At 69.9% G+C, this 13,643-nt stretch carries 10 protein-coding genes; 3 read left to right on the forward strand and 7 right to left on the reverse strand.

From position 1 onward, the window contains the following. Window positions 1–33: 33 nt before the first annotated feature. The gene (locus ASE35_RS08345; RefSeq protein ID WP_057163552.1) at window positions 34–663 is read right to left on the reverse strand and encodes an NAD(P)H-binding protein; all 630 of its coding nucleotides are present in this window, start codon (window positions 661–663) and stop codon (window positions 34–36) included. A gap of 261 nt (window positions 664–924) precedes the next feature. Between ASE35_RS08345 and ASE35_RS08350 the strand changes: the two genes are divergently transcribed. Both ASE35_RS08350 and ASE35_RS08355 read left to right on the forward strand, forming a co-directional pair. Beyond that, on the forward strand, window positions 925–1,995 hold the full coding sequence (locus ASE35_RS08350) for a DUF5694 domain-containing protein (protein WP_082611186.1): 1,071 nt from the start codon (window positions 925–927) through the stop codon (window positions 1,993–1,995). A gap of 66 nt (window positions 1,996–2,061) precedes the next feature. After that, window positions 2,062–2,589, forward strand: coding sequence for a MarR family transcriptional regulator (locus ASE35_RS08355; RefSeq protein ID WP_057163553.1), 528 nt, complete (start codon window positions 2,062–2,064; stop codon window positions 2,587–2,589). A 34-nt stretch (window positions 2,590–2,623) separates the two neighbouring features. Here the strand turns inward: ASE35_RS08355 and ASE35_RS08360 are convergent, their stop codons facing one another. From ASE35_RS08360 to ASE35_RS08385, 6 genes are all read right to left on the reverse strand, one after another. After that, window positions 2,624–4,429 (reverse strand): MFS transporter, encoded by a 1,806-nt coding sequence (locus ASE35_RS08360; protein WP_057163554.1) that lies wholly within the window; start codon window positions 4,427–4,429, stop codon window positions 2,624–2,626. A gap of 97 nt (window positions 4,430–4,526) precedes the next feature. Beyond that, a complete protein-coding gene (locus ASE35_RS08365) occupies window positions 4,527–5,639 on the reverse strand; it encodes an N-acetylglucosamine-6-phosphate deacetylase (RefSeq protein WP_057163555.1) in 1,113 nt (370 codons plus the stop codon). Continuing rightward, window positions 5,636–6,412, reverse strand: coding sequence for a DeoR family transcriptional regulator (locus ASE35_RS08370; protein WP_057163556.1), 777 nt, complete (start codon window positions 6,410–6,412; stop codon window positions 5,636–5,638). Before ASE35_RS08370 ends, ASE35_RS08365 begins: the two co-directional genes overlap by 4 nt. 41 nt (window positions 6,413–6,453) lie before the next feature. Then, entirely contained in the window at window positions 6,454–7,782 is a 1,329-nt protein-coding gene (locus ASE35_RS08375; RefSeq protein ID WP_057163557.1) for a D-tagatose-bisphosphate aldolase, class II, non-catalytic subunit, read from the reverse strand. Between the two features lie 16 nt (window positions 7,783–7,798). After that, entirely contained in the window at window positions 7,799–8,746 is a 948-nt protein-coding gene (locus ASE35_RS08380) for an ROK family protein (protein WP_057163558.1), read from the reverse strand. After that, window positions 8,739–9,896, reverse strand: a complete 1,158-nt coding sequence (locus tag ASE35_RS08385; protein ID WP_057163559.1) for an SIS domain-containing protein — start codon at window positions 9,894–9,896, stop codon at window positions 8,739–8,741. The genes ASE35_RS08380 and ASE35_RS08385 overlap by 8 nt, the downstream gene beginning before the upstream one ends. 368 nt (window positions 9,897–10,264) lie before the next feature. On the opposite strand from ASE35_RS08385, the gene ASE35_RS08390 reads away from it, so the two are divergent. After that, window positions 10,265–13,573: a TIM-barrel domain-containing protein gene (locus tag ASE35_RS08390; protein ID WP_057163560.1), complete on the forward strand. Its 3,309-nt coding sequence runs from the start codon at window positions 10,265–10,267 to the stop codon at window positions 13,571–13,573. Window positions 13,574–13,643 lie beyond the last annotated feature (70 nt).

Below are 13,643 nucleotides of genomic sequence, written 5' to 3' on the forward strand. Positions count from 1 at the left end.
GCGATGGCCGCATCGCCCGCGCTGGACGACGCCTTAGATCAGTCGGTCGGAACCGACGATGCGGGTGCCCGGCGCCGGCGACAACGCCGCTTCCAGCAGCGCCTGGGCGATGCGCTCGGCGGGGTTGATCCGCCAGGCGCGCGGCAGCACCGGTCCCAGCAGGCCCAGGGCCAGCAGCGCGGCGCGCTCCCCGCCGCGATGCTCGTCGCGCTGGCCGCCGATCAGGCCGGGGCGCACCAGGGTCAGCGAGCGGAAGCCCAGCTCGCTTAGGTCGCGCTCCAGTTCGCCCTTCACCCGGTTGTAGAAGAAGCGCGAATCCGGATCCGCGCCGACGGCGGAGTTCAGGGCATAGCTCGCAACCCCATGACGGCGGGCGAGCTTGGCCACCGCGAGCGGGTAGTCGTGATCGACCCGGCGGAAGGCCTCGCGCGAGCCGGCGATGCGCAGGGTGGTCCCCAGCGTGCAGATCACCGCATCGGCGCGCCACCACGCGGCCTCCGCGGGCAGCGCATCGAAGTCCACGACCGGCGCCAGCAGCTTGGGCTGGGCGATGGACGCTCGGCGCACCGGTGCGACCACGTGTTCGATATCGGGGTGCGCCAAGGCCAGTGCGAGCACGTGACGGCCCACCAGCCCGGTCGAACCCACCAGCAGCAGTTTCATTCGCGCCAATCCGGGTAGCGCCGCGCGCAAGGGTCGCGTCGGCCTTCGCCGGATACTTGCACGGCGCAGGCCCGATTGCATTCGCCATTGCCGCTTTAATCCTTTTGCATGCCGGCTGCATCGCAGCGGAGGCGGATGCGCCGCGCGGGCCGGATCGCGAGATCGGGCGGGTGGTCAGGCGCATGCGCGTACTGGTGCAGCACGCCACCCGACATCAACGATAGCGCCGGCCTCGACGGCCGCGTCACAAGGAGTACGACATTGGCTAGAACATGGGCGATCTGGGGTCTGTTCTTGGGATTGATCGGTCCGGGCCCGGCCTGCGCGCAGGTGGACTTGTCCACCCTCGACCAGGGCATGCAGGGGCCGCGCACGCAGGTGCTGGTGTTGGGCTCGGTGCATCTGAGCCAGATGCCGGAGGGTTTCGAGCGCGCGTCGCTGGCGCCGGTGCTGGAGCGGCTGGCCGCGTTCAAGCCGGACATCATCACCATTGAGGCTTTGTCCGGCGAGCAATGCGATCTGGTGGCCCGGCATCCGGCGATCTACGGCGGGCCGGACGGTCCGGGCGGGTATTGCCGCAAGCTGGATGCGATCAAGGCGGCGACGGGGCTGGACGTGCCGACGGCGATCGGCGAGGTCCACAAGACCCTGAAGCAATGGCCGGCGGCGCCCACCCCCGCGCAGCGTCGCCGCCTTGCGTCGCTGTTTCTGGCCGCCGACGACCGCAACTCGGCCCTGGTCCAGTGGTGGCAGTTGCCGGAGTCGGAGCGATGTGTCGGCGACGGTTTGGACGATGCGCTGGTGGCGATGCTGGAGAAGGCCGCGCTGAGCAATAACGAGAACGCGTCGATCGCGGCGCGGCTGGCGGCGCGACTGGGTCTGCAGCGCGTGCACGCGGTCGACGACCATACCGGCGACAACGTCGACGCGAGCGATGTCGAGGCGTTCGGCAAGGCGGTCCAGCAGGCCTGGGCCGCCGGGGCACCCGCGGCGCAGGCCATGCGCGACGGCGAAGATGCGCTGAGCAAGGCCGGCGACATGCTGGGCTTGTATCGCTACATCAACCGCCCCGAAGCGATGCGCATCGCGATCGCGGCCGATTTCGGCGCGGCCCTGAAGGACCCCTCGCCGCAGCGCTACGGCCAGCTCTACGTGGCCGGCTGGGAAACCCGCAACCTGCGCATGGTCGCCAATATCCGCGAGACTTTCCGCGAACGACCGGGCGCGCGCGTGCTGTCCATCGTCGGCAGTTCGCACAAGCCCTGGTTCGACAGCCTGCTCGGGCAGATGCAGGGCGTGGAGATCGTCGATGCGGAGCAGGTGCTGAAGTGAGCCGGTAGCGATCCTCCGGGCGTAGTATCTTCATGTGGAGATACTTCGCCTGGATAGGATCGGCGTATGCCCCAGTCCGCAAAATCGCAGATCCCCAAGCCCGACGAAGACGTCGTCGATCAATTGCTGCGCGATTGGCGGCGCGAGCGGCCCGACCTGGATGCGTCGGCGATGGCGGTGGTCGGCCGCATCCTGCATTTGGGGCGCTTGCTGGAGACCGGTGCCAGCGAGAGCCTGCGCGAGACCGAGCTCAGCTACACCGAGCTGGACGTGCTGGCCACGCTGCGACGCTCGGGCGCGCCGTATCGGCTCACGCCGACCTTGCTGCGGCGTTCGGTCCTGCTGACCTCCGGCGCGATGACGGCCTGCCTGAACCGGCTGGAGGCGCGCGAGCTGATCGTGCGCAGCCACGAAGACCACGACCGCCGCGCGCTGGCCGCGGCGCTGACGCCCAAGGGTCGCAAGCTGATCGACCGCGCCATCCAGGCGCGTTTCGCCCAGGCCGAGCAGGCCGTCGCCGGACTCAGCAAGACCGAAAGCGCCGAGTTGGCGCGGCTGCTGCGCAAACTGCGCCTGCACCTGCCCATCGGCTGAAGCGCCGCCGGGCGCGCGCCGCGCGCCGCGATCCTCAGCGGAAGTGCGCCTCGATCTGTTCCAGCGACTTGCCCTTGGTCTCCGGCAGGAAGAACGCGGCAACCAGGAAATACACCACGGTGCAGCCGGCCCAGAAGAAGAACATGCTGGCGTAGCCGTAGTGGCCGACCGTGGGCAGGAAGATCGCGGCGATCACGGTGGACACGAACTGGTTGATGAGCAGGGCGATGCTCATGCCGTTGGAGCGGATCCGGGTGGGCATCAGTTCCGATAGCGCCAGCCACACGCATACGCCGGGGCCGACCGCGAAGAACGCCACGAACACCAGGATGCAGGCCGCGACCGCCCAACCGTGCGCGGGCGGCGGCACCGGGCCCAGGCTGGCGCGTTCGATCCGCAGCGGCGCCTGCGCGGCCGCGGCGGGATCGGGGAAGGGGTTGAGATGGATGCGGCGGAAGAAGGCGCCGATCACGCTGTCGGCCTGGACGCTGTCCTGGCGCCGGATCGTCAGCTCGGTATCGCCCAGCGCGTCGCTGCGCAGCGAGCGCACGTTGCTGAAGCCGGCATAGGCATAGGCCACGGTGAGCTGCTGCGGCTGCGCCGTCGGGTCCACGCCCAGGCGTTGCCACTGCGCCGTATCGAAACGCAGCGACAGGGCGTCGCCGGCGATCGCTTGCTGCAAGGGCGGGCGCACGTCCTGCGAGCCGCGTTCGGCCTGCACGAACAACAGCGCCGCCGCGAGCAGGGACAGCGCGATGCCGCCGCTGCCCAGCATCAGCAGGAACTTGCGGCCCTTGCGATCGACCAGCACCAGCGCGACCACGGTCATCACCGCGTTGAGCAGCTTGATCGAGACGTCGGCCCAGTTGGCCGCCGCGCCGGGCAGGCCGGCCTGGTTGAGGATGTTGACCGCATAGGCCAGCACCGAGTTGATGCCGGTGGCCTGGGTGAAAGCGAGGATCGCGCAGGCCAGCAGGAACGGCCAGACGTAGCGGCGGCTGAGCAGACGGTCGCGTTCGGGTGCGCTGCCGGTCGCGGCGGTCGCGGGCGCCTGCATCTGCTGCAGGGTGGCCTCGACTTGGGCGGCGGGCACGGTGCGCTGCAGGGCCGCGCGTGCGCGTTCGACGCGGCCGCGTCGGACCAGCCAGCGCGGCGATTCGCTCAGCAGCAGCACGCCGGCGCTGAAGATCAAGCCCGGCAGCAGGCAGCTCCAGAAGATGGTGCGCCAGGCATGATCCTTGACCGCGAACAGCACGCGTTGCTGTTCGGCCGCGGCCAGCGACTGCACCGAGGCCGCCGCGGCATCGACCGCGTGCGCGTGATACAGGCCGATCGCCGCGGCCAACACCAGGCCGACGGTGAGCAGCAGCTGGAACATCGCCGCACCGCGGCCGCGGCGTTCCGGGCTCAGCACCTCGGCCAGGTACAAGGGCACGACCACACCGATCAGGCCGCCGCTGATGCCTTGCAGCAAGCGGCCCAGCAGCAGCGGCAGATAGCCCGAGGCCAGCGCCATCACCGGAATGCTGAGGGTGAACAGCACGCCGGCCAGCAGCATAGCGCCGCGCCGGCCGATCAGATCGGCGATGGCGCCGGCGAACAGCGAGGACAGCACGCTGCCCAGCAGCACCGCCGCCACCACGAAGCCCAGTTGCTGGCTGCTCAGGTGCCAGCTCGCGGTCGCGGTCGCCTCCAGATACGGCAGGGCGCCGGCGATGATGCCGATGTCGATGCCGTAGAGCAGCCCGCCCATGCCGGCGATGAACAACAGGTAGCGGATGCTCCAGCGCGGCGTGTCGGCGGCGGCGGGCGGGGACATGGCGGCGGTAGCGTCGTTCATCGGGCCGATCCTGTGTGCGGGTGAGCCGGCGTGCGGTGCGCGTGCGCGCCGAACGGGCGATGGCGGTGCGGGTGGTTGCGACTCGAGCGGGTGCCGCTTAACTCAGGGCGACCTCGTCGCCTTCGACGAAGACCTGGCGCAGTTGCAGTTGCGGATCCAGCACCACCAGATCGGCCCAGGCCTCGGCCTGCAGGCGGCCGCGCTCGTGCAGGCCGAGGTAATCGGCCGGATACAGCGACAGGCGGTGGGAGGCGTCGGCCAGGTCCAGGCCCAGCGAAACCAGGTTGCGCAGGGCCTGGTCCATGGTCAGCGCGCTGCCGGCCAGCGAGCCGGTGGACAGGCGTACGCAGCCCAGGCATTTGTGCACGCGCTGCGAGCCCAGCGCGTACTCGCCATCGGGCATGTCGGTGGCGGCGGTGGCGTCGGTCACGCAGTACAGGCGGGGGATCGCGCGCAGGGCGGCGCGGATCGCGCCGGGGTGCACGTGCTGCAGGTCCGGGATCAGCTCCGCGTACTGCGCATGCGCGAGCGCGGCGGCGGCGATGCCGGGGCGGTAGTGGTCCAGCCCGGTCATGCCGTTGAACAGATGGGTGAAGCCGGCCGCGCCCGCTTCCAGCGCGGCCACGCCGTCCTCGTAGCTGCCGGCGCTGTGGCCGAGCTGGACGCGGATGCCGAGCGCCGCGAGTTGCGGGATCAGCTGGCGATGTTCGCCGATCTCGGGCGCCAGAGTGAGCACGCGGATCGGCGCTAGCGCGTGCAGGCGCCGCACCTGCTCCATGGTCGCCTCGACCACCAGCGGCGGCTGCGCGCCCAGACGTTCCAGGCTGATGTAAGGGCCTTCCAGATGCACGCCCAGCACCCGCGCCATGCCCGCTTCGGGTGCTGCCATCGCCGCGGCGAGCCCGCGCAGGGCGTGGACGATGTCGTCCTCGTGCGCGGTCATGGTGGTGCCCAGCAGGGCGGTGGTGCCGTGGCGCGCATGGGTGCGCGCGATCGTGCGTGCGGCGTCGCCGCCTTGCATCAGGTCGACGCCGGCGGCGCCGTGTACGTGCAGATCGATGAAGCCGGGCAGGATCAGCGCGTCGTCGTCGCTGCCCTGGTCCGTGTGCGCGGCGCGGATGCGGCGCACGCGTTGGTCGAATTCGATGCTTCCGCGCACCCATCCCGTTGCGGTGAGGATGCGGCCGTGCAATACGCGTGGCGTGGTCAAGGTGGCGACTCGGCGATGATCACCTCGATGCCCAGCCGCTGCAGTCCTTCGCGGTACTCGCTGCTGATGCCGTCGTCGGTGATGACGGTGTGGATCTGATCCAGGCGCGCGATCCGGTGCAGGCTCACGCGACCGAACTTGGAGGCGTCGGTCAGCACCACGACCCGGCGCGCGTGCTCGACCATGCGGTGGTTGAGGCTGGCTTCGGCCTCGTGGTGGGTGGTCAACCCGAACTGCAGGTCCAGGCCGTCCACGCCCAGGTACACGGCGTCGAAGCTGTAGGGATTGAGGCTGGCCTCGGCCTGGCTGCCCTGCAGCGACAGCGATTGCTTGCGCAACAAACCGCCGGTGAGCAGCAGCTCCACGCCGGGCGCGTTGGCCAGCTCCCAGGCGATGTTGAGGCCGTTGGTCATCACGGTGACGTCGCGATGCTGACGCAGGTGGCGCGCCAGGGTCATCGTGGTCGAGCCCGAATCGATGATGATGTTGTCGCCGGGCTTGACCAGCCGCGCCGCATGCGCGCCGATGGATTCCTTCAGCGGCAGGTTGAGCGCGTCCTTCTCGTGAATGTCCTGTTCCTGCGGCGGCGTGCGCACCAGGGTGGCGCCGCCGTGGTTGCGCGTGGCCAACCCCTGCGATTCGATGTGGCTGAGGTCGGCGCGGATCGTCACCGAGGACACGCCGTAGCGTTCCACCAGATCCGCGACCTGCACGTTGCCGTGCTGGACCAGCAGCTGCAGGATCTGTTGCCGGCGTTGGCGGGTGTTTCGCATGACGGGCCCTGGAGGTTCGGAACGGAAGCGAAAGCTTAGCCTTACGAAAGCGTGTTGGCTGCGGAGGTTTCGTTTCCGGTCCCGGCGCCGGCCCCGTTGCGGGCGCAGGCGCGCGCGTACTCGGCCAGGCGGCCGTGGATCTTGTGGCGGATCAGCGCCAGCGGCTCGGCGGCCAGGCGGCCGGCCTCGACCGCGCGCTGCTGCTCGGGCATGAACTGGCTGAGCAGGATCGCCGGCGGCGGGGTCTGGCGCAGGTTGTCGATCAGCGTGCGCAGCGCGGCCCGCACCTCCGGCTCGCCCCAGTAGTAGCGGCTGCGGTCGCTGAGCGCGTAGGTGCGCAGCAGGCGCAATTGGCGCTCGTCGCCGTGGTAATGCTTGCGCCAGTGCGCGGGCTGCTCGCGCATGCAGCGGTCCAGCACCTCGACCAGGTCGGAGCACTGCGCCGGCGGCAGCAGCTCGCGTTCGATCGCGGCCAGCGCGAACACCGCCTCGCGGTAGGCGTAGGTCGCGGCCGGGCCGACCTTGAGCACGGCGTAGTGATCGCGAACCAGCGCGTGCAGGGAGGCTTCGGTTTGGTAGTCGGTGGAATGCGCTTCGTAGACGATGCGCGGCTGGCTTTCGACGAAGGCCGACAGCGCCTGCGCGGCCTGCGGGTCGTAATGCTGCACGTGGCTGTGGTCGAAGTCGACGCCGGGCTGCACCACCATCGCGATCACGCGCTCCCAGGCCGGCGCGAGGTCCGGCGCGAGGAAGGCCTGGCGATGGATCTCCAGCGTGCGTGCGGCCGCGTCGGGTGCGGTGACCGCGACGCCGCCCGCGAGCGAGGCTTCGCCGCCGGGCACCGGCACTTCGGTGCCGATCACGTAGACCGGCGGCGCCAGGCCCGCCTGCGCGGCGGTGCGTTCGGCGACGCGTGCCAGGTCCGCCGAGCGTGCGGCCACGATCTCGTCGGGCAGCGGCGTGGGATCGTCGGCGCAGGACATGCTGCAGTCGAGATGGATCTTGTGGAAGCCGGCGCCGACGTAGGCGGCGATCAGCTCGCGCGCATGCGCCATGGCCTCGGCGGCCGGACGCTGCTGCCAGGCGTTCGGGCCCAGATGGTCGCCGCCCAGGATCAGGCGTTCGCCGGGGAAGTCCTGGGCCTGCGCGAGCGCCAGCACGTAGTCGCGGTACTGCGCCGGGGTCATGCCGGTGTAGCCGCCGAACTGATCGACCTGGTTGGAGGTGGCCTCGATCAACAGCACGGTGCCGTAGTCGCGCGCGACCTGCATCGCGGCCAGCAGCACCTGTTCGTTGCTGCAGCACACGCTGTACAGGCCGACGGCTTCGCCTTGGCGGTGGGCGGCGATCAGGCTTTGGACGGCGGACATGGACGGGTCTCGAAGATCAAACGGTGCGATGGCGTTGACGTGCGAGCACGGCGGCGCCGCGTGCGCCGCCGGCATCGCCGAACATCGGCGGCAGGATCGGCGGCACGCGCGGGCCGCCGAACAGATGCGCGGCCACCGCGGCGGGCAGATCGCGATACAGGGCGTCGAGCTTGGACAGGCCGCCGCCGAGCACGATCACGTGCGGGTCCAGCGTCAGCACCAGGCCGGCCAGGCCGTAGCCGAGCAGGTCGCGATGGATCGCCAACGCCTGGCGCGCCTGTGCGTCGCCTTGTTCGGCGCGCTGTGCGATCGCGCTGGCGTCGACGGCGTCGCCGCCGAGCTGTTGGTGGATCAGGGCGAGGCCGCTGCCGGACACGTAGCGCTCCATGCAGCCGCGCAGGCCGCAGGCGCAGTCCAGCAGCGGCAGGTCGTGGCGCTGCAGCAGCGCGGCCGGCACGCTCCAGTGGCCCCATTCGCCGGCGATGCCGTTGTAGCCGGCGATCAGGCGGCCTTGCAGGCAATAGCCGCCGCCGGCGCCGGTGCCGAGGATGGCGCCGAACATGCTGGGATAGTCGGCGGCCGCGCCACCCTGCGCTTCCGACAAGGCGAAGCATTGGCAGTCGTTGCCCAGATACAGTGGACGTTGCAACTGTGCGCGCAGGTCCTGTTCGACGCGCTGGCCGGTCAGCGCCGGCACGTTGGAGCTGAGCTGGCGTCCGCTGTCGCGGTCGACCACGCCGGGCACGCCCAGGCCCACCGCGAGGCCGCTGTCGCCGAGTTCCGCGTCAGCGCCGCGCACCAGCTCGATCACCGCCTGCTGAAACGCCTCGTAGTCCTGCGTGGGCGTGGCGACGCGGCGGCGATAGCGCACCTGCATGGCCTCGTCGCAGGCGACCAATTCGATCTTGGTCCCGCCGATGTCCAGGCCGTAGTAGGTCCGCGCGCTGGCGCCGGCATCAGTCATGGCGATGGACGATCACGCCCTGGACGACACGATTGACGGTGCCGTCGGGAAAGGGATTGTCGGGCGTCAGGCCGAGCGCGGCCGAACGCAGCAGGGCGTAGCGCTGGGCCATGCTCAGCCACAGCGGCGCCAACCAGGGATCGGGCAGGGCCGGCGCCTCCAGGCTGAAATCGCCTTCGGCATCGTCGCCGCGCGCGGGGCCCACCGAGAGCACGCGGCCGGCGATGCCGTCGCGACGCAGCTCGTCCAGCAGGTCCTGTTCGTAGCGGCGCGCCACCGCTTCGGCGCTGCGCAGCACCACCACCAGGGTGTCGCCGTCGAGCGTGGACTTGGGGCCGTGGCGGAAGCCCAGCGGCGTGTTGGCCAGCGCCAGTACGCGCCCGGCCGTGAGTTCCAGCAGCTTGAGCGCGGCTTCGCGCGCCAGCGACTCCAGCGGTCCGCTGCCCAGATAGATCACGCGCGTGTACGGCGACTGCGCCAGCGCCGCGACCGGCGCCGCCCAATCGTCTAGCGCCTCGTGCAGGTGCGCGGCCAAGTCGTGCAGGCGCTGAAAGCGTTGCGGCCACGGCGCCGTGTCGAACGCCGCCAGCGCCGCCAGCTGCATGCAGCTCAGGCTGCTGGTCATGGCGAAGGCGCGGTCGCAGCTCAGCGGCGGCATCAGCAGGGTCAGCGTGTCGGCGCGATCGCGTCCGCGCCGCGCGAGTTCGCCCTCGCCGTTGCAGGTGATGTCGAGGAAGCGCGCATCGGCGACGCGTTCGCGCACCAGATCCACCGCCGCCGTGCTTTCCGGGCTGGAGCCGCTGCGCGCGAACGACACCAGCAGGGTCGGGCGATCGCGCTGCAGGTACAGCGAGGGATGCGTGAGCAGGGTCGTGGTGTGTAAGGCGCGCACCTCGGCCGGCCATTGCGCATTGATCTGGTCGGCGACCATCTCGGCGATGAAGCCCGAACTGCCGGCGCCGGTGAAGATCACCCGATGTCCGGGCTGGCGCAGCCAGTCGCCGAGAAAGGCATCGATGCGCGCGCGGTTCTGCTCCAGCACCTGCGCCAACTGCTCCCACAGCTCGGGTTGCTGGGCGATTTCTCGGGCGGTATGGGCTCCGCCCAGGCGCTGCCAGGCGGACAAATCGGGAAGCAGGGGAGCGTCCATTCATGGTTCCTGTTGGGCGCGCTCACGATCAGTGTTTTCTTTCGAAATGTCAAACATCGAAAGCTAATTGAAAGATTTTGGCGCCGCACTTGGGTTTACGGTGTCCGTAGGGCGGATCGTGCTGCTAAGCAGCAATTCCGCGGTTCTTGCGCAAGTTTCGATCATTCCGTGCCTCGATACGAAAGTGGTGCTTTGCACAATCTTTCGATATGAGGAAAATATCCTTCTTTTTCCTTTGCAATTTGTTGACATATTTCGACAGGCTGCCCTAGAGTCGGTCGCAAGCGTTTCGGATCCCCGCGTTAGGCGGGCTTGGGGGCAAGGTGGACACCAGCGCACGAGGCCATGGCCGCCTGCTCATCGCAGCGATGTCCTGGCTGCTGCTTTCGGCGGTGCCGGCGCTGGCCGAGCCGGTCGGCGACCTGCGTGCGATCGCACCCGGCCCGGCGCGCGAGGCGACCCCGAGTTGGGAGCTGACCACCGCCAGCGGCGCGCGCCTGCGCATCGAACTGCTGCGCGCCGATCTGCTGCGCGTGCAGGCCGGCCGCGGCGGCAAGCTCAGCGCCAACGGCGACAAGGCCACGCCTATCGTGCCCGCGCAGCCCGTCAATAAGGTCGAGCACACCTACGAAGAAGACGCGAACGAAGTGCGCATCCGCACCGAAGCGCTGCTGCTGCATATCCAGCGCCAGCCATTGCGGCTGTCGCTGGAACGCATCGAAGGCGGTCGCGCGATCGCGTTGTGGCGCGAACTGCAGCCGTTGGATCTGGCCGCCGAGCAAAGCGTGCAGGTGCTGTCCAGCGACGCGGGCGAACACTATTACGGCGGCGGCCAGCAGAACGGTCGCTACGAGTTCAAGGGCCGCGAGTTGGAGATCTCCTACTCCGGCGGCTGGGAAGAGGGCGATCGCCCGAGCCCGGCGCCGATGCTGTTGAGCTCGCGCGGCTGGGGCATGTTGCGCAACACCTGGAGCGACGGCAGCTACGACCTGCGCCAGCCCGACCAGGCCACCCTGCTGCATCGCGAGGATCGGTTCGACGTCTATTACTTCGTCGGCGCCGGCCTGCCGCAGTTGCTGGACCGTTACACCGCGCTCACCGGCCGCGCCGGTCTGTTGCCGCGCTGGGCGCTCTCCTACGGCGACGCCGATTGCTACAACGACGGCGATAACAAGAAGAAGCCCGGCACCGTACCCGAAGGCTGGAGCGACGGCCCCAGCGGCAGCACCCCGGACGTGGTCGACAGCGTCGCGCGCAAGTACCGCGAGCACGACATGCCCGGCGGCTGGATTCTGCCCAACGACGGCTACGGCTGCGGCTACAAGGAGCTGCCCAAGGTGGTGCAGGGCCTGGCGCGCTATGGCTTCCGCACCGGCCTGTGGACCGAGGACGGCGTCGACAAGATCGCCTGGGAAGTCGGCACCGCCGGCAGCCGCGTGCAGAAGCTGGACGTGGCCTGGACCGGCAAGGGCTACCAGTTCGCGATGGACGCCAATCACGCCGCCTACGACGGCATCTTGAAGAATTCGGATTCGCGCCCGTTCCTGTGGACGGTGATGGGCTGGGCCGGTATCCAGCGCTACGCGGTGGCCTGGACCGGCGACCAGAGCGGCAGCTGGGACTACATCCGCTGGCATATCCCGACCCTGATCGGCTCGGGGCTGTCGGGCCTGGCCTACGCCACCGGCGACGTCGACGGCATCTTCGGCGGCAGCGCCGAGACCTACACCCGCGATCTGCAGTGGAAGAGTTTCACGCCGGTGCTGATGGGCATGTCGGGTTGGTCCTCGGCCGGGCGCAAGCATCCGTGGTGGTACGACGAGCCCTATCGCAGCATCAATCGCGACTACCTCAAGCTCAAGATGCGTCTGACGCCGTATATGTACGGCCTCACCCGCGAAGCCGAGCTGACCGGCGCGCCGCCGCTGCGCGCGCTGATGTGGGACTACCCGCAGGATCCGCAGGCCTATACCGAGGCGCACAAGTACCAGTTCCTGCTCGGTCGGGAGCTGCTGGTGGCGCCGGTGTACCGCAGCCAGGCCGCCAGCCGCGGCTGGCGCCGCGACATCCATCTGCCGCCGGGCCGCTGGATCGACTATTGGGACGGCCGCCAGCTGCAGGCCGGCGCGCAGGGCCGCCAGCTCGATCGCCAGATCGATCTGGCCACCCTGCCGGTGTTCGTGCGCGCCGGCGCGATCCTGCCGATGTATCCGGCCATGCTCTACGACGGCGAGAAGCCGCTGGACGAGCTGACCCTGGACCTGTATCCGCAGGGCGAGTCGCGCTACGTCTTGTACGAAGACGACGGCAACACGCGCCGTTACCAGAAGGGCGAGTTCAGCGAGCAGGCCATCGCGATGCAGGCGCCGGCGCAGGGCAGCGGCGAAGTGCGCGTGCGCATCGAGGGCCAGCGCGGCGAGTACGCCGGCCAGTTGCCGCAGCGCCGCTACGCCTTGCGTCTGCTCAGCCGCGAGCGCCCGCGCGCGGTCGAACTGGACGGGCGCGCGCTGCCGGCGCTGGCCGACCGCGCCGCGCTGCAGGCCGCCAGCGAAGGCTGGACCTACGATCCGGCCGATCGGCGCGGCACCGTGCTTGTGCGCACCGCGCCCATGGACATCCGCAGCGCGCTCGCGTTCCGCATCGATCTGCCGACCGCGCCCGCCGCGGCCGATGACGACTTCCCGGCCGCGCCCGCGCAGGGCCGCGCGCTGCCGCCCGACAGCCTGCAGGTGGTCAATCGCCCGGCTGAGGAGCCCGGCCATCCGCTGGAGAACGCCTTCGACGACGACCCGGCGACCTGGTTCCGCAGCGTGCGCAACCAGGCGGTGCGCACCGGCGCGCACGAGTGGACGATAGGCTTCGGCGAACGCGCCCTGGTCGACGGCATCGAGATCGCGCCGCGCAACGATCAGCACTGGAAGCACGGCCAGGTCCGCGATTACGAGATCTATCTGGCCGACAGCAACGGCGAATGGGGCGAGCCGATCGCGCGCGGCCAGCTCAAGCTGCAACAGGAGCCGCAGCGTATCGATTTCGCGCCGCGCGCCGGCCGCCTGTTGCGCTTCCGCGTGCTCAGCACCCAGAACCCGGACGGCGACGCCGCCAGCGGCAGCGATCCCATGGTGTCGGCCGCGCAGGGCGGCGGCGCGCGCGCGGTCGATGCGCAGCGCCCGCGCGACGTCGGCCCGATCGCGCTGTCGACCTTCCGCGTGCTCGAACACCGCGCGCCGGAGCGTCCGGCGCAACACTTCTATCTGTCCGAACTGACCGCGCCCGCCGACATCGCGCGCGACCGCGCGTACGGCGGCGCCAGCGAGATGCGCATGAACGGCCTGCAGTTCCGGCGCGGCCTGGGCGTGGGCGCGAACAGCCGTCTCGACCTGCAGTTGCAGGGCGACTGGCGCTTGCTGCGCGCCGATCTGGGCATCGACGACCGCTGCCGCGATGCGGGCGGTCTGCAATTCCAGGTCTGGGGCGACGAGCGCCTGTTGTTCGACAGCGGTCTGGTGCGCGCGCCGGGCGTGGTCAAGCCCGAACTGGATATCCGGGGTCTGAAGCGTCTGAGCCTGCGCACCCTTGGCGCGCAGGGCGCGCATCCGGCGCAGGTCTGCGCCAACTGGGCCAATGCCGTGTTGATCGGACAGGAGGGCGATACCGCCGCCATCGCCACGCCCTAAGCCAGCGTCATTCCTAGCACTCGCCTTCCGACTGCGGCCCGTGGGCCGCGGCACCGGAGCTTTGTTGCCT

Origin of the sequence: Lysobacter sp. Root916 (assembly GCF_001429785.1) — a bacterium.
Classification (GTDB): Bacteria; Pseudomonadota; Gammaproteobacteria; order Xanthomonadales; family Xanthomonadaceae; genus Lysobacter.

Excerpts from the sequence above, each read along its gene's own strand:
- ASE35_RS08345 (WP_057163552.1), bottom strand. The coding sequence starts at position 663 with ATGAAACTGCTGCTGGTGGGTTCGACCGGGCTGGTGGGCCGTCACGTG.
- ASE35_RS08355 (WP_057163553.1), top strand. The coding sequence starts at position 2,062 with ATGCCCCAGTCCGCAAAATCGCAGATCCCCAAGCCCGACGAAGACGTC.
- ASE35_RS08360 (WP_057163554.1), bottom strand. The coding sequence starts at position 4,429 with ATGAACGACGCTACCGCCGCCATGTCCCCGCCCGCCGCCGCCGACACG.
- ASE35_RS08370 (WP_057163556.1), bottom strand. The coding sequence starts at position 6,412 with ATGCGAAACACCCGCCAACGCCGGCAACAGATCCTGCAGCTGCTGGTC.
- ASE35_RS08375 (WP_057163557.1), bottom strand. The coding sequence starts at position 7,782 with ATGTCCGCCGTCCAAAGCCTGATCGCCGCCCACCGCCAAGGCGAAGCC.
- ASE35_RS08380 (WP_057163558.1), bottom strand. The coding sequence starts at position 8,746 with ATGACTGATGCCGGCGCCAGCGCGCGGACCTACTACGGCCTGGACATC.
- ASE35_RS08385 (WP_057163559.1), bottom strand. The coding sequence starts at position 9,896 with ATGGACGCTCCCCTGCTTCCCGATTTGTCCGCCTGGCAGCGCCTGGGC.
- ASE35_RS08390 (WP_057163560.1), top strand. The coding sequence starts at position 10,265 with ATGTCCTGGCTGCTGCTTTCGGCGGTGCCGGCGCTGGCCGAGCCGGTC.